This window comes from Klebsiella sp. Shm-1 (assembly GCF_040804525.1).
GTDB classification, from domain to species: Bacteria; Pseudomonadota; Gammaproteobacteria; order Enterobacterales; family Enterobacteriaceae; genus Klebsiella; species Klebsiella pneumoniae.
This window is the reverse complement of sequence record NZ_CP161823.1, coordinates 1,939,621-1,955,008: the sequence shown is the minus strand read 5'-3', so window position 1 is coordinate 1,955,008 and position 15,388 is coordinate 1,939,621. Positions and strand designations below refer to the sequence as shown.

At 53.0% G+C, this 15,388-nt stretch carries 15 protein-coding genes and 1 pseudogene; 4 read left to right on the top strand and 12 right to left on the bottom strand.

All coding sequences use genetic code 11. The features are described from left to right. Positions 1-19: 19 nt before the first annotated feature. The 10 genes and pseudogenes from AB1E37_RS09480 to AB1E37_RS09435 all read right to left on the bottom strand — a co-directional run bounded on the left by AB1E37_RS09480 (position 20) and on the right by AB1E37_RS09435 (position 11,097). Complete coding sequence (locus AB1E37_RS09480) at positions 20-325, bottom strand: hypothetical protein (protein ID WP_223340659.1); 306 nt, start codon at positions 323-325, stop codon at positions 20-22. Positions 326-372: 47 nt separating this feature from the next. Further along, the gene (locus AB1E37_RS09475) at positions 373-867 is read right to left on the bottom strand and encodes a hypothetical protein (protein ID WP_223340661.1); all 495 of its coding nucleotides are present in this window, start codon (positions 865-867) and stop codon (positions 373-375) included. A 52-nt stretch (positions 868-919) separates the two neighbouring features. Continuing rightward, positions 920-1,816, bottom strand: a complete 897-nt coding sequence (locus AB1E37_RS09470; protein WP_153517862.1) for a hypothetical protein — start codon at positions 1,814-1,816, stop codon at positions 920-922. A gap of 14 nt (positions 1,817-1,830) precedes the next feature. Further along, positions 1,831-3,858, bottom strand: coding sequence for a peptidoglycan DD-metalloendopeptidase family protein (locus AB1E37_RS09465; protein WP_021440344.1), 2,028 nt, complete (start codon positions 3,856-3,858; stop codon positions 1,831-1,833). A 2-nt stretch (positions 3,859-3,860) separates the two neighbouring features. Then, complete coding sequence (locus AB1E37_RS09460) at positions 3,861-6,488, bottom strand: type VI secretion system Vgr family protein (protein ID WP_284302527.1); 2,628 nt, start codon at positions 6,486-6,488, stop codon at positions 3,861-3,863. 150 nt (positions 6,489-6,638) lie between these two features. Then, a pseudogene (locus AB1E37_RS09455) lies at positions 6,639-6,763 on the bottom strand (hypothetical protein). Positions 6,764-6,949: 186 nt separating this feature from the next. After that, positions 6,950-8,647: an OmpA family protein gene (locus tag AB1E37_RS09450; protein ID WP_032447673.1), complete on the bottom strand. Its 1,698-nt coding sequence runs from the start codon at positions 8,645-8,647 to the stop codon at positions 6,950-6,952. Positions 8,648-8,650: 3 nt separating this feature from the next. Further along, positions 8,651-9,304, bottom strand: coding sequence for a type VI secretion system protein TssL, short form (tssL, locus tag AB1E37_RS09445; RefSeq protein WP_023341804.1), 654 nt, complete (start codon positions 9,302-9,304; stop codon positions 8,651-8,653). Beyond that, positions 9,301-10,641 (bottom strand): type VI secretion system baseplate subunit TssK, encoded by a 1,341-nt coding sequence (tssK, locus tag AB1E37_RS09440; protein ID WP_032415142.1) that lies wholly within the window; start codon positions 10,639-10,641, stop codon positions 9,301-9,303. The genes tssL and tssK overlap by 4 nt, the downstream gene beginning before the upstream one ends. Positions 10,642-10,878: 237 nt before the next feature. After that, positions 10,879-11,097, bottom strand: coding sequence for a hypothetical protein (locus AB1E37_RS09435; protein WP_153582896.1), 219 nt, complete (start codon positions 11,095-11,097; stop codon positions 10,879-10,881). A gap of 112 nt (positions 11,098-11,209) precedes the next feature. Between AB1E37_RS09435 and AB1E37_RS09430 the strand changes: the two genes are divergently transcribed. Together AB1E37_RS09430 and AB1E37_RS09425 are read left to right on the top strand one after the other, a co-directional pair. Then, entirely contained in the window at positions 11,210-11,539 is a 330-nt protein-coding gene (locus AB1E37_RS09430; protein WP_002910650.1) for a gamma-glutamylcyclotransferase family protein, read from the top strand. A 114-nt stretch (positions 11,540-11,653) separates the two neighbouring features. Continuing rightward, positions 11,654-12,193 carry a DUF2058 domain-containing protein gene (locus tag AB1E37_RS09425; protein ID WP_002910652.1) on the top strand — a complete coding sequence of 180 codons (540 nt, stop codon included), beginning with the start codon at positions 11,654-11,656 and terminating at the stop codon, positions 12,191-12,193. A 25-nt stretch (positions 12,194-12,218) separates the two neighbouring features. On the opposite strand, the gene AB1E37_RS09420 is transcribed toward AB1E37_RS09425, so the two are convergent. Continuing rightward, positions 12,219-12,917: an RluA family pseudouridine synthase gene (locus tag AB1E37_RS09420; protein ID WP_032447674.1), complete on the bottom strand. Its 699-nt coding sequence runs from the start codon at positions 12,915-12,917 to the stop codon at positions 12,219-12,221. Between the two features lie 190 nt (positions 12,918-13,107). On the opposite strand from AB1E37_RS09420, the gene AB1E37_RS09415 reads away from it, so the two are divergent. Continuing rightward, on the top strand, positions 13,108-13,590 hold the full coding sequence (locus AB1E37_RS09415; RefSeq protein ID WP_002910657.1) for a cold-shock protein: 483 nt from the start codon (positions 13,108-13,110) through the stop codon (positions 13,588-13,590). Between the two features lie 109 nt (positions 13,591-13,699). Beyond that, entirely contained in the window at positions 13,700-14,599 is a 900-nt protein-coding gene (locus AB1E37_RS09410; protein WP_004152315.1) for a LysR family transcriptional regulator, read from the top strand. Here AB1E37_RS09410 and AB1E37_RS09405 read toward each other — a convergent pair. Further along, entirely contained in the window at positions 14,574-15,383 is an 810-nt protein-coding gene (locus AB1E37_RS09405) for a substrate-binding domain-containing protein (RefSeq protein ID WP_004899032.1), read from the bottom strand. The genes AB1E37_RS09410 and AB1E37_RS09405 overlap by 26 nt on opposite strands. Between the last annotated feature and the right edge of the window lie 5 nt (positions 15,384-15,388).

Sequence of the window (15,388 nt, the reverse complement as noted above, 5' to 3'; positions counted from 1 at the left end):
ATCTATTCAGTCTGATATATTAATTGGCAATAGTAACTTCAGGAAGTCTTTTTAAAATGACAGGTTGGAATCCATCGGGATCATCAATCATAACCGGTTCACCATTTTTCATGACAGGATTTCCATTATCATCTGTTTCCTGAACCTTCTCCTGAGGTTTTCCAGTTTTTTCATCAACAACGATAACCTGATCTGGACCTGTAAACTTAAATGCCGACTCGATACTATAATCGATATAGTAATCTTTAACTTTTTCAATAGATGTTTTGAAAACATTGATACTTTCGCCCTGCAATGCAGAATCAGGGAATTCATCAAGCCGCAATATTGTATCAAATGTCTTACTGTAAAATAGTATATTATAAAAAACGCTTAATTTTTAGAGGCTAATCTATCATCACGGGCACATCCAGTATAAAAAACCATATAATCATGAGCATCAAATAATATCCCATCTCTTCGATTGACACAAACGGATGGATATGTACAATTACTATTTAGTAATAAAAATTGAGATATTTTACCTCCTCTTTTTATTCGAATTATGCTTTCAGGAAATAACGTTTCACCAGGAATATTAACATAAGTACCTGCGGGTATTTTTACATATTCCCCATCAAACACCCCAATCCATAAGTCCTGTTTTTTATTTACCAACCAATACTGATTGGAAAATAAAGACTTATTTCTCTTTATATCTGGGAGATTGTTTTGAGTTGTTTTAAAATCAATAAATTGATCATGATATCTTTCGTTTGCATCTCGATCTAATAGATTTCCAGGGTCACTCTTGGAAAAGAGTATCTCATCATTTCTATCGCTAGCATGGATAAATTGTGTTGATATCAAAAAAATAAAACAAAACAAAATATTTCATGATTTACCATCCTATGGATAATCAAAATAATTGATAAAGATATTAATCAAAAATAGTAACTTCAGGAAGCCTTTTTAAAATGACAGGATTATAGCCATCAGGGTCATCAACCATTACTGGCTTTCCATTAATCAAGATGATTTTCCCTTTGTCATCAGTTTTTGGTACCTTAGGTAAAGCTTTTCCTGTGTCAGGGTCAACAATAACGATCTGATCTTTTGCGATTATTCTAAATGCAACGTCAAGCGCATCATACCGATAGTATCCATTTATTGACACCAAAGATTCTTTTATATATTTAAGATCTTCAGGAGTTGAATAAGGTATTGAATCAAGCACAATTATCGCATCATATATTTTATCATATAGTAAAATATCATATAATATGCTATGGCGGGTTGAGTTAGGTTCAAAACTAAAACTAGTACATCCAGAGTAAAAATATGTATATAATGAAGAGTCAAAAACTATATTATTTATTACACTGAGACATTTAGATGGGTAATTATTAGTTTCACGTTGCAATAAAAATTGTGAAATTTTACCCTTTCTTTTAACTCTTAATATTCGTTGTTGATGATACCCACCATTAGGAATATCCTTGTAATAGTTTGCTGGCACTTTGATATTTTTTCCATCAAACAAGCCAAGCCATAGATCCTGTTCTTTATTTACCAACCAATATTCATTACTTGAAAAAACTTTGCTCCTCTGAGAATCAGGTAAATTATTTTGCTTATTTTTGTAATTACGATAATCACCGCGATATTCCTCATCAACACGTTGTTGTTCCTGTCTTGAAAAAATCTCCGAGAATGTCATGGAATTTGTATCCGAGTTGACGCTGGATACTGAGTTATCTGACGCATAACAGATTTGTAAGCTTGCCGCTTCTAAAAATAAAAGCGACATGAAAGAATATTTAATAAAAATTCTCATTTCTCATTTTCTTATTAAGGATAATTAAACCCATCGATGAAAGGAGCAGGATCAAGCCTGTTTGCTATACCAGGACCAGGTCTCTCTTTTACTCTAACTTCAAAATGGAGATGAGCACCTAAAGCTATACTGGTCATTCCATTGGCATTACCTGTGCAACCAGTTTCTCCCAATAATTCACCACAACGTACATGGTCTCCCCTTTCTAAACCAGAATGAATTGCAGACAGATGGGCGTAGAAAAAATAAACCTCACTAATTTCACTATCATTACATCTACAAAGCAACGCCTTCTCTAGTGGAAGATCGTCAATCTGAACAATAATACACAACTGTCTGCCATAATCACTACGAGGAGGATCAATTATAAAAGCGATGCGACCATCTGCTACTGAAAATATTGGTGTATTTGGCGCAGCTTCTATATCCAAGCCCTGGTGTTGATAACGACGTCCATTAGAGCGAGTTCTCCATCCCTTAAAAGTAGCACTACGGACTCGAGGAAGAGCATGAGTACGAATCCGGCAAACAGAAAGTGGATTACTCCATGTATTCCCCTCAACGTTTACAGAAGGAGATGGGGTATTTCTTGGCTGCGAATTCGTAATAGTTACTGGAGGTAAATCCGTATTTAGAATGTACGTAGAATTAAGTTTCTGAATAATATCTTTGGTGGAGTAATTTTTCATCTTCGGTTCAATTCGGTAATGATCAGGTACGATAATTGAATCGAAATAATTGACCATCCATGCAACAAAAGCGGTCCTCCATGTACTATCAATAGAATAATACCTAATTATCATCTCATTATCTTTTAAATTACCAATTAGTCGGTTATAGAAAACAATATTAGTCGGGATTTTTTCGCCTTTTCCAGGAGTTTCTTTCCCATTCATAATAATGTCATATGCGCCAAATGCCCCATTCATATGAACAAGGTAAGCTATTTTAACTAATTCATCTGATTCAAGAGCACTAACTGCTGATAACTTTAAACTAAGTGAGTCAATCCCTTTTCGATCATACAATCCAATCATATCAATACTGTATTCTGCATTAACCCGCAAAGATAAAACAGTATCTTTATCGATTTCCGTTATAGTTCCATCGACCAATTCACCAAAAAGTTTTCTATTTTTATAGACCAGTTTCTGGTAGGAATATTTTCCTGTTATAAGCTGATATATTTTAGACTCCGATTCTGCACATAGGGATAGCCATGTATCAGGTTTAAACTGTCCTAACCCTACCGCTCCAGAACCAGTAGGATTGGTCGCATTTGCTTTCCATCTTGACTCTGCATAAATTAATGCAGAAAGTCCCTCTGGCTGGAATTCATATTTTTTAGCTGTTTCAATGATATAATCTCGATATTGTTCTGCCTCTGGAGGAAGGCGTAACCCTTCACTGACATTACCAATATTACTCACACTGGTGGGAGCACCACCTTCGGTTCTCGTGGTTTGATTTACAGAAGGTGTCGGGCTTTCCGCTGTTCTACTTTCTGATGGGCCGGAAGCAGATGAGTCATTTCTCTGTTTCGCCTTTTCTTTTTCCTGTTGTTTGCTCGATTGTTGGGTACCTTGTTTAACTCTGGTACTCCCTTTTATTATCATTTCCCTGGATGATATCCGCAAACTTAACGTTCCCAGCGGCAATTTTTTATGGTCTGCAATCAGAATGTATTCTTTTTTATTTAAATGTTGCAGTTCAACCTTTATACCTTTGGTGCTGTCTTCAATAAGCAGACCAGCGACAACACCAGTGCTGTCTGTTACATAATCACACGTCTTACCATCAAAAGTGAGTCTGAGTTTTGCATCTCCAAGCGGGCGCCAGACGAGATCGCAAATCCTCAAAGTCAATTGAGTATCATAAACTTTGTCTTTTGATGGTAAACTCAATACCTGACCGGGCTGGATAATATGCTGCTCTGCTTTAGTGAGAAGACCGTTAATATTGGCCAGTTCATTAACATCAATTCCGAATTTACGACTGATTTTCCACAGGCTGTCACCCTTCTGAACTGTATACTGTTCCATGGCTATTCCTTATCTTGTTCGTTTAATTCACCATCATATTGCGGACCATGTTCATCGAAATCCAGGTCATCATCAGTCTCATCCTCAATATCATGCACATCGTTATAAGAAAAAAGGCTCGTCCATTTATCATCGCCAATTATTGCATGAAAATTTTTACTTTCAGGCTGTTCAAAACAACCTGACTCTCCATCATTAAAAGCAGAGTTCCATATTTGTTCTTTTGATTCACTATCAAAAAGACTCACTTTCATAGTAGATGGCGCAGCATTACCAAGAGCATCTAACAGCATAAAACTCATTGACTGTGGACCACTATCAGGAAGTTCTGGAATATTTGACTGCATAGAAGCTGGGCCACTGTAGAGAAGCTTACTTTGCTTCATCATAATATCACCAGGGCAGCCTAACTCGATGTTTCCTCCGGAAAGGCGAATGTATGCCCCGCCAGCACAGGTAAACGTTAAAGTTTTTGCCGCTGTAAAAGTCATATCCTTTGTTGTACTGGTCAGCGAAATATTTTGCTTAGCTATTACTTCAATATTTCCTGACTGAGCCTGTGATATTATATCACCTTTAGCTACAATAGCTTCTACGCCCTCAGTTTCGGTAAAGATTGATATTTTTTCAGAAGCGGCAAGGGTAATATTTTTCTTTGCTCCCAGTTCAACATTTTGCCCTGCAGTCATATAAATATTTTCGCTTGCAACTGCCTGAAGATGACTTCCACTGGCTAAAGCAATACCTTCTGGTGCACTCATCAGTAATAAAGCCTGCTTTAGCGCAAGTAACTTCTCTTCCATCAGTGCCTGTTGTTGCTCATATTGCAAGAGCTGTGCTTTTGCCGCTGATGCTGCCAGTGAAAGAGACTCCATTTGACTAACGGCTTGCGTCAACAAGGAATGTACTGCAGCCATATCCAGCACTTTCCCTTGTGCCTCAGGCTGGCTGTCCGCAGTAATGAATATCCCTTTCCCCGCGCGGATCCCTCCCCACGAATCGGTACGCAGTTCAAACCCTTCCCCCCTAAGCTTGCGGATGGCATCAACGTTATGACCTAAATTCAGCTGCGTCTTGCCGCCGTACTCGGTGCTGAGCTTGATATGCTCCTCGCCGCGCTTGTCCTCCATTCGCAGCTTATTATTGGCCGGAGTACGAATCACATTGCGGGTGCTGTTTTTCTCCGTCACAGGATCGACATGCCGCGAGTCATGCAGCGCATGCGCAATATACGGCCGGTCGGGATCGCCTTCGTGGAAAGCAATCGCCACCTCCGTGCCCTGGATCAGCGGGAAGTGAAAGCCGTACACGTCGCCGCCGTAGGGTTTGGCGAGACGCACCGGCATGCTTTCCTGACCCTGCCCTTTCTCGTCTCTGTCAGCGTCAAATTTCACCCGGTACAGGCCGGACGCATCTTGCCAGGCATAGATATCATTCGCCTTCGCGCTGGTCACCCGCGCCGTCATGGTGCCAGTCACCTTCGGGCGCGGCAGCAGCGGCGGACGCCAGCACAATGTTTCGCTGTAGGGCACCGCAAGCAGGGACACCCGCAGCGCCTCCCGGCGGCTGGCGGTAAAACCGGTGCCGGTGATTAACAGCGGATCCTGTACGGGCGCAGGCAGGGTCGACGGCAGACTGTCGGTAACGTTCAGCACCTGGGCCGGCGCCAGCCAGGCTGCAGTACTGCTCGCGGTAATAAGCGTCTGGTGAGCCAGAAAACGCTCATGGTCGAGGCGGGCATAGAAGTTGGCGGTCTCCGTCTGCGGGTCGATTTTATCGCCACGCTCCCGGTGACGAAGCTTATAGTGGTATACCTCACCGTAAGTGATGCCTTCACCATTTCCCCGGGTCATTTCCGCTGTTGCCGACTGGAGAACGCTCTGCGCATCGCGGGGGTTATAATCCCGGGTAGTGACGTTTGCCTCTACGACATTGTGCGTGATGCTCAGACCCCATATCGATTCCGCACCGCTGTCGCTCATCCCGGACGGGCTGTTTACAGGAAGTGTCTTATCGAACATCAGCGCCCGCTGCGCGTCGGCGAAGTGGACCACTTCGCTCTGGGCCTCTTCCTGCAGGGTGAAGAAATAAAATATCCCCACCTCTGCCAGCAGGCGCTGGATAAACGCCAGGTCGCTCTCCTGATACTGATTAATTTGCTCGCGCCGCGGATAGTGTTGCTTGAGATTAAACTCATACTCCCAGTCATGGAGGTGATGTTCCTGCAATACCTGCTCCACCACCTCCGGTACCGATTTGTTGACGAAAAAACGATGGCTGCGAAACTGTTTATCCAGCAGGGAGAGAAACGGCTGGAGGGTTATCTGATAGGTCGACTGATCTTCAGAACGATTGACGCGCCGGAAGGTGGTAATCACACCATGGACGCGTTTGCAGTCCGCCAGCTGCTGCAGTGCGCCGCCGCCCATCGTCAGCATGGCGGGTTTGCTCAGGAGCTGTGCGGCATCAATATTTTTCTCTGCGCTGGTAAACGTAATAGTGTAATAATAAAGTTCACTCAGTTTTTCTGCCCCACTGAATTCTTCCACATCCAGCGATGCGGTACATGAAGGAATATCCAGCTGGTAACGGTTAAGGGTGGTGCCGGTAATTATTGAAGAAGTATCCATTATATTCCTGTTTTACTCCGCTGTAATGACCATCAAAAATCAATTCACAGGACGCCCTGTTTAATTTTGTTTAATGATAATCATCTCATTCATCATAAATATATTTATGTGCATATCGATATATCAGATACCCCACCAGGAGTTTCGTAACTAAAAGGTAACCCCAGGGATATTTATATTCACAGACTGAGAAATAAAAAAAGCAGCCAGAAACCGGAGCCTTCAACGTTTATCGCCGCCAGCATTTCTCTGCCACTGTCCTTAGCGCTATCCATACTGATCTCCTTTATCCATCCCCTTTCCTGCGCTTCATCCCCGCAGAGACCGCGCTTTGCCGACAAGTTTGACTGGCTGCAGGCACGCTACCGCCCATCGCTGTTTCCTGTTTATCAGGGACCCGTAGCGCACAAGGTCAGGCAGGCAGATTGTTGTTGTTCAACCTCCGCGATCGGGGTCGCTGATTACTCGGTTTCGCTTTTTAATCCGTTAGTCTCTGCTCCTGAGGTATTGGCCGTGCCCGGCGTCAGACAGGCGTCCTTCTGCGGGACCAGACTGATCTCCACCCGGCGATTTTGCGCCCGCCCCTCTGGCGTCTCGTTGCTGGCGACAGGACGACTTGCGCCGTAGCCCTGCACCGCAAAACAGCTCTCCGGCACATCGCCGGTATCGCGCATCCAGTCGCGGACCGCCTCGGCACGCTTCAGGGAGAGTTGTTGATTGGATTTATCGTTGCCGATGCTGTCGGTATGGCCTGCCACCACGATCAGCCAGCCGGGTTTCGCCTTAATGCCCAGCAGCGAGTTCACCAGCAGCTTTGTCGAACCCGGTTTCAGCGTCGATTTGCCGGTATCGAACAGCGCCATGCTATCGAGGCGGATCGTCTGCGGTCCCTGCACAACCTGCTTAATGACCGGACGTGGCGGCGGGGGCGGCGCCCAGTCATTGATAGCGGCTTCCACGAAGGGGATCAGCCGCCCCCCCTGATACAGCCCCAGCCGATAACGCAGCGGCTCCCCCCGGCGCAACCAGTCATCCAGCAGGCGGCTGTCGGCACGCAGACGCTGCTGCGCCTGCAGCTTCGGCGTCGGCGGCGTGCCGCTGAGGCGGTGATACACCGCCAGATGATCGCCGACGCTGCGCACCAGGCGCTGGTTGTTGATAAAGGAAGCCAGCATCGCCAGCGCCAGAAAGAGGAAGCCCACGCCAGCGGCAAGACCAACATCGCGCATCCGGCGGCTGACCCCGTGGCGGTGCGGCAGTGACGACAGAAGAAGATCCGGCAGCGGGTGAGGACCTGGCGCCGCGTCGTTGCCCGGGGAGAGCGTGGTGATCCCGGCGATTTGCTGTTGCCAGAGGTTGTTCGCCACCGCCGCTACCGGTGTCAGGCAGATGCCCGCGGCACACAGGTTCAGCGGAGGAAGTTCCGCCTGCCGGGCGCGGAATGGCCGGAAAAGAGCGTTTTCGGCCAAGGTCAGAATGCTCTCCAGCCACAGCGTCTGATGCAGGCGTGAGGCAGGGCTGCCCTCCCGCTGCCACTCGGCAACCGCCTGGGGCGCTTGTCCCTTCTGCTGCACCTGGAGACCAGGCCTCTCCGGCGTGACGGTAAACCAGCGGCTTTCCACGGCCTGGCCGCCTGGCGGCGTCACCCAGAACACGCTCCACACCGGCGGCAGACCGTTTAGCCAGGTTCGGCACTGAACGATACTCCGCCGCCAGTCGCGCAGCGACTGCGCCAGATGCTCCCCGGAGGGGTGGTGCTCCGGTACCACCGCCAGCAGCACGGAAACCTGCGATACCAGCGCCGGACGCGCCGCCGCCAGGTACTGCGCCAGCCGCGGCAATTGCTCCGCGCTGTCTCCCCGTAGATACCAGCCGTGACGGGTTTCGCCGTGCGCCGAACGCCCGGGAAACAGACCGTCGGTATCCCCGCAGACCAGAACCACTGCCCCCTGAAAATCCTCGGGTGGCAGGACGATTTCCGATCGCTGACGGCTGACTGCCCGGCGACGCTGACGCCAGAGCGCCGCGCCGCCCGCCAGCAGGATGCACAGACTGAAGATCACCTGGTTGCCGATGGACAGCGGCCAGAAGCCCAGCACTAGCCACAGGGCCAGGATGACGGTCAGTATCGTAAGCAGACGACGGGCGTTATCACGCATCTCTTATCCCTGCCCTGCTATCTGCGCCACCATCTGTGACAGCATGGCGGAGCAGGTCAACCACAGCGCCGCCAGCGCCACAATGCCAGCCGCCCAGCCGCACCAGTACATCCGCCGTCCGCTGCGCAGCCGGGAGGCACGAACCACCACCGGCGCCTCCTGGGTCAGGCTGAACGGCGGGACCCGCGCGCCAAGCGCTTGCGCCACGTCCTCACGCCGTTCGTCATCCTCGGCGCGGTACTGTCCGACAAACCCCAGTTGCAAAGTACGATAGAAACAAGTCAGCACTGCCGCATCCGCCGTGGGCTCTCGCAGCAGCTGGCGGATCCGTTCCCAGAGCTCTTCCCCGGCGTTGAGAGTGCTGAAAAAGCGCGCCTGCAGCGGATCCTTGCGCCACCTGCGGTAGCCATCATCCTGACTGGCGCGGTTGAGGACGCTCTCATCGAGCAGCGCGCAGTAGGCATAGAGCATCTGCTCAGCGCTGGCTTCACTGACTCCCCCCGCCGTCAGCGCCTCGCGCGCCTCGGTCACCCATCGACAGGCCTGGCGATAGAGCGCCTCGCCATCCGTCACCGGCTGGCCGCAGCGTAACTGGCTGACCATCAGCCAGCCCGGGTAAAAGGTTTTGTTGATCAGATCGCTTTCAGAGGTATTCATGAGCGCAGTACCGCAAAGAGTTCAAGTTTCACGTCGCCAAGCGATTCCGGGGTATAGAAGGTGCAGTTGCCGGCCTCCAGCATCGTGCGGGCGGCGTCGGTGGAGAGATCCAGAGCGAAATATTGGTTTTCCAGACGTAGCGGAATGGCCGCCGGCACATGGCTCAGCGGTTTGATCGCGATGCCGCTGAGGGCAATATTGACGACCTCGGCGACATCATCATGGCTACCCGCCTTACAGAGCTGCGGAAAGCGGCTCTGTAGCTGGTGAGGGGGGAGTGAAGAGCGCACCGACAGATAAAAATCCGCCCCCTCGCGCAGCCGCGCATCGTGCAGCCTGCCCCGCCAGATCTCCCGGTCGGCGCCCTGCTCCAGAGCGATGGCGATCACCCTTGAGGGCAGGCTGACTTCGAGCAGCGTATCCAGCAGGGCAAACAGCGGTGGGAATACCTGCTCTGGCGAGGCATGCCGGTAGCGGGGGATTGCTTCCAGATGATGTTCAAGGGAGAAAGTCAGCAGACTGCCGGCCAGCCTGGCCAGTTCGCGATAGAGCAGCTCCGGATGGCGCGAAGGGTCCTGATGCAGCTCGCTGAGCACCGGTTCAGCGCTGTTCAGCGCGTTGAGCAGCCAGAACAGGGAAACATCCGCCACGGCAAAATCAGCCATCCGCGCATTGCTTTCACGACGCATGGCCATCAGGCGTCTGCGTCGGGCCTGCAGGCGATGTAACAGCTCGCCCAGCTCGCTGACCAGCGTCGGGCTTGCCGCCAGCGACAGCAGCGGCGGGATGAATTCCGGGTCAACGATCCACTGCCCCTGGGCGTCGCGCACCAGACGCGCTACCGGGCAGGTGAGGAAGGCTGCATTTTCCTCGGTGGAGAGACGCAGCGTTAGCGCGTGCCGCAGAACGGCCAGCTCGCTGCGTTCATGGCCGGCCAGCTCCTGGACGGTCACCTGCTCGGCGCGCCAGCGGCGCGGGCGGGCGCTCTCCTGGCCGTCATCAAGATTGCCGCCGCTGGCGCTGAGCAGCGGCAGAGCGAGCAGAACCTCCACGCTGTCCTGCATCACGTCCGATACATCGCGGACCGGTGGCAAAATATCCGCCAGCTCGGTGTCAATCAGCGTTCCGTCGGCGAAACGCACGATCAGCCGGGTAGCGTTGAGCCGGGAAAGGGTGAGCGCGCTCGCGTCAAACTCCGCGCGCAATACCCCCCACGGGTGGGCGAGCGCCATGCGGGAGACCGTATCGGCGACGTGCGCGTCCCAGCGGGCCTGTTGCTGAAACTGCTGCGGGACCAGAAAAGCCCCGTCGCGCCATAATGGGCGGAAAATCTTCATTGCACCTCCTGTGCCTTTCACTTTCATTGGTCTGCAGACAGGACCAAATGCCCGGACGGATATCCCTCATCCGCCGTGTGTTCGGCTGGATTTATTACCTGCCGCTTCAGGGAAAGGAAATATCTCCCCTGCCCGCGAGAGTTTCGAAGTCAGATGGTATTTTTTGGTCAAGGGATGTTTATCATAAAGCGAAAGAGTCAGGGGGAGGTAACGCTTGGCCCTAAATAATATCTGAATTCAACCCAAGGTAGCTTTATTGCTCTCGGTCATCACATGTAGAAGGAATATTCCATAAGCGACCCTTTTATTATTTTCCTGTTGAATATTAATTAGCGAATTAATCCCTCCGTCAGGAATATTTATATTTACCTTAAATATAAATAATAATAAAAATATCACCGCAATCGATATACCCTCAGTAGCGCTGAGTCCAGAATCTCCCCCGGCAACTGCCAGATACCCGGAGGAGCGCCCCGCCCCACCCGGCCATTGCCAGGCGCTGCATTACCCCGTATTTTGGTTTCCCGCTCCGCTGTGGGCGGGTGTCAGGGCGAACGAGAGAGAGAAAATGAAACCACTATTTGTCTATGGGACGCTCTGTCCCGGTCGCAGCAATGCGCATATTCTGGAAGCGATCGGGGGCGAGTGGCGTCCCGGCTACGTCACCGGCACCTTTTACGCGCGCGGCTGGGGCGCAGCCGCCGATTTCCCGGGGATCGTCCTCGACGCTCACGGCCCACGGGTCAACGGCTATCTGTTCCTGTCCGATCGGCTGGCGGCGCACTGGCCCATGCTGGACGACTTTGAGGAAGGGTACGATCGGGTGCCGGTGGAAGTGACCACCGACGATGGACAGCAGATCAGCGCCTGGATTTATCAGCTTCAGCCCCGGGGGTAATCCCCCGCCGCGCTGCGCGGCATGGTACAGCAGCCCAGCGCGATCGCGAGTCTGGCGTCGTTTCTGCCAATGCAGGTATACTTGCCAGATGTTTCCTCAGTTTCAGACACGCAGATGACAAAACTCACCTTACAAGAGCAGATGCTCAAAGCCGGCCTGGTCAGCAGCAAAAAAATGGCTAAAGTCCAGAGGACGGCGAAAAAATCCCGCGTTCAGGCCCGTGAGGCCCGGGAAGCGGTGGAAGAAAATAAAAAAGCCCAGCTGGAGCGTGATAAACAGCTTAGCGAGCAGCAAAAGCAGGCGGTGCTGGCGAAAGAGTATAAAGCCCAGGTGAAGCAGCTGATCGAGATGAACCGCATTACGGTCGCCCGGGGCGATATCGGCTTTAACTTTACCGATAATAATCTGATCAAAAAAATCATGGTCGACAAGCCCACCCAGACCCAGCTGATTAACGGCCGTCTGGCGATTGCCCGCCTGGCGGTGGATAACAAGCCCGAAGGTGAATATGCGATTATTCCGGCGGTGGTGGCTGAGAAAATTGCCCAGCGCGACGCCAGCAGCATCGTGTTGCACAGCGCCCTGAGTCAGGATGAGCAGGATGAAGACGATCCGTACGCCGACTTTAAGGTGCCCGACGATCTGATGTGGTAACCCCGGGCTTTCCCGCCGCGGGCGATCAAAACGGGCTCGCCTGCTGGATATGCATCGGCTCATGGCTGACGGGGTGGACAAAGCGCAGTTCGCTGGCGTGCAGCATCAGCCGCGGAGCCTGTTCCGTGCCGGGCAGCTCCCGGCCACCGTACAGATCGCAGCCAAGGATCGGATAGCCCAGCAGCTGGCAGTGAATACGCAGCTGATGGGTCCGTCCGGTCTCCGGGGTGAGCGCCACCCGGGTTAACGCCAGCGCCCTCTCGCCTTCTCGCGCCTGATACAGGCGGTCTATGACCCGATAGCGCGAACGCGCCGGTTTGCCGTGGCGGGCGCAGAGCGCCATGCGCGGGAAACGGGCCGGATCTTTGGCGATTGCCGCCTCCACTATCCCCTCATCTTCCGCCAGATGGCCGCACAACAGCGCCGTATAGACCTTGTCCACCGTGCGCTGGCTGAACTGCTGGCACAGCAAGGCGTTAATGCCCTTGTTGCGGGCGATCACCATCAGGCCGGAGGTGCCGAAGTCCAGGCGGTGCACCAGGGTGCAGCCCGGAAAGCGCTGTACCAGCCGGTGATGCACGGAGTCGAGGTTGCGCGGATCTTTGCCCGACAGGCTCAGCAGCCCGGCGGGCTTATTGATCAGCACCAGGTGTTCGTCCTGATACAAGAGGGTGATCTGTTCGCGGCACGGCGGCGCGACAAAGGTATCGATAATGGTGGACATCAGGCGGCCCGAAGAAGGAGTGGCTGGCGATAGTACCCCATTTTGCCCAGCGGCACGATGCTGGCGCACAATCCGCCCTCGCGGCGGCGTCATTTATCACCCACACTTATCGCAAAGGCATGGCCTGTACAGGCAATGTGCTTTACACTGCGCGCTGCAAAATTTGTGTTAACCAACGAGTAATACGGTAATGGCGATGAACGGAACAATCACAACGTGGTTTAAAGATAAAGGTTTTGGATTTATCAAAGATGAAAACGGCGAAAATCGTTATTTTCACGTGATTAAGGTCGCCAATCCTGATCTTATCAAGAAAGACGCGGCGGTGACTTTCGAACCTACCACCAACAATAAAGGGCTGTCGGCCTACGCGGTGAAGGTCATTCCGGAAAGCAAATATATCTATATTGCCGGCGAGCGGTTGAAGCTGACCTCCATCAAATCCTATGTGGTGTACCGGGAAGAAGAGCCGGTCGAGACCCGCGTCGATAAAGAAAACGCCGTGCTGTCGGTCGGGCTGCTGATGAACAGCATCCGGCCAAAAGCCACGGTGCAGCCGGGAGAGATGCGCTCGGTGAAAAAGCTGGCGATCACCACCTTTCAGGGGACAACCCTGATCTTTTCGGAAGACGAAATCGATATCGATGCCACGGTAAAATTGCTTAAGGTGTAAGCCCTGGCGCGCGGTTTCCCGCGCGCCCGAAGTCCTGCCCGATATGCTACCCGCCATCGCCCCTCGCCGGACGGGGCGATGGCGCCAGAGAGCCGATAAGGATGCCGCCATGCCCGTAAATTTTGACTTCAACGATCTCTACGCCTTTCGCGCCCTGATGGAATATGGCAGTTTTCGGCTGGCGGCCGAATCCATCTGCCTGTCGCAGTCGGCCCTTAGCCGACGCATCGAAAAGCTGGAGACGGCGCTGGGCAACCGGCTGTTCGATCGCACCACCCGGCGGGTGACCCTCACGCTGTATGGGCAAAATTTTGCCGAACGTTCGGAGCAGCTGCTGGCCCATGTCGAGACGGTGCTGGCGGATATCAGCCAGGTCAGCAAGGCGCGCACCGGGCTGGTGACGGTGGCGACAGTGCCTTCCGCCGCCTACTACTTTATGCCGGAAATCATCCGCAGCTTTCAGGCGCGTTATCCCCAGGTGCGCATCCGGTTGATTGACAGCAGCGTCGGGAATGTGATCGAGGCGGTCAGCAGCGGACAGGCTGACTTTGGCCTCTGCTTTGCCAAAAACCTGCCAGCCAGTATCGAATTCACCCCTCTTGCCGACGACCGCTATGTGGCCGCCTGTCGGCACGATCATCCGCTGGCGCGCAAGACGCACCTAAGCTGGCAGGCGTATTTTGAACAGGATTATATTGGCCTGGATCGGGTCTCCGGCAACCGGACGCTGCTTGACCGGGAGCTGGCGCATCTGACGCCGGCGCGGCCAAGTATCTGCGAAACCCGCCACGTCACCACGATGCTGGGGATGGTGGAAGCGGGCATCGGCATTGCCGCCGTGCCCGCGATGTCGATGCCCGCCGGGGAGCATTCCGTTCTCCGCGCTGTGCCGCTCACCGACCCGGTGGTCACGCGTACGGTAGGCCTGATCCGCCTCAGCGGCCGTATTCAGTCCTACGTGGCGGCAGAGCTGGAGAAGCTGATTATTGAACAGTATCCTTCTGGCTGACCGGCGCGGCGGCGGCTACGCTTCGCATACCGGTGGCGTGGATGGTCTCCTGCGCCGCCGGTGACGCCAGATACGTCAGCAGCGCCTTGCCTTCCTGCGGGTGGTCGGCGCTGATGGTCACCGCCCCGGCAAAGCGGGTGATGTACTGCAGGTTATCCGGCAGTTCGCCGACGAAGGTTACGCCGGGCACCGGCAGCAGTTCGCTCACCTGCTGAAAACCGATCGCATACCGTCCCTTGGCCACTTCCGAGGCCACCGGAATGCGCTCCACCATCTGCGCTTTACTCTGCATCGCGTCATCAATGCCTAGGGTGTGGAACAGCGTCGAGCTGACATAGCGTCCGCTGGCGCTGTCGGAGTACGCGACCGATGGCGCCGCCAGCAGCGTCGCACGCAGCTGGTCTGCGCTGTGGATAGCCGGCAGCGGCGCCCCCGCCTTCACCACCACGCCGATCGGCGAGTCGGCCAGCTCCCGGCGCGAATCCGGTTGCGTACGGCCCGCTTTCTCGAGGCTGGTCAGCGCGTCCCCGACCATGATCACCACGTCCGCGTGTTCGCCGCGCGCCAGACGGTTAGGGATCGCCTGCGGCGTTTTTCCCATCGACGGGCCAGGGATCACCACGAGGTGGTTGCCGGTTTGTTTTTCCCACGCCGGGGCCAGCTTTTCCAGCGCCGCTTTGAAGCCGCCGGAGATCATCACGGTGACCTCAGCGGACAACGCGCTGCCGCCGGTGGCGGCCAGCAGCAGCGTGGCTAGCAGGGTTCCTGTCGTTTTACGCATCATCTTCT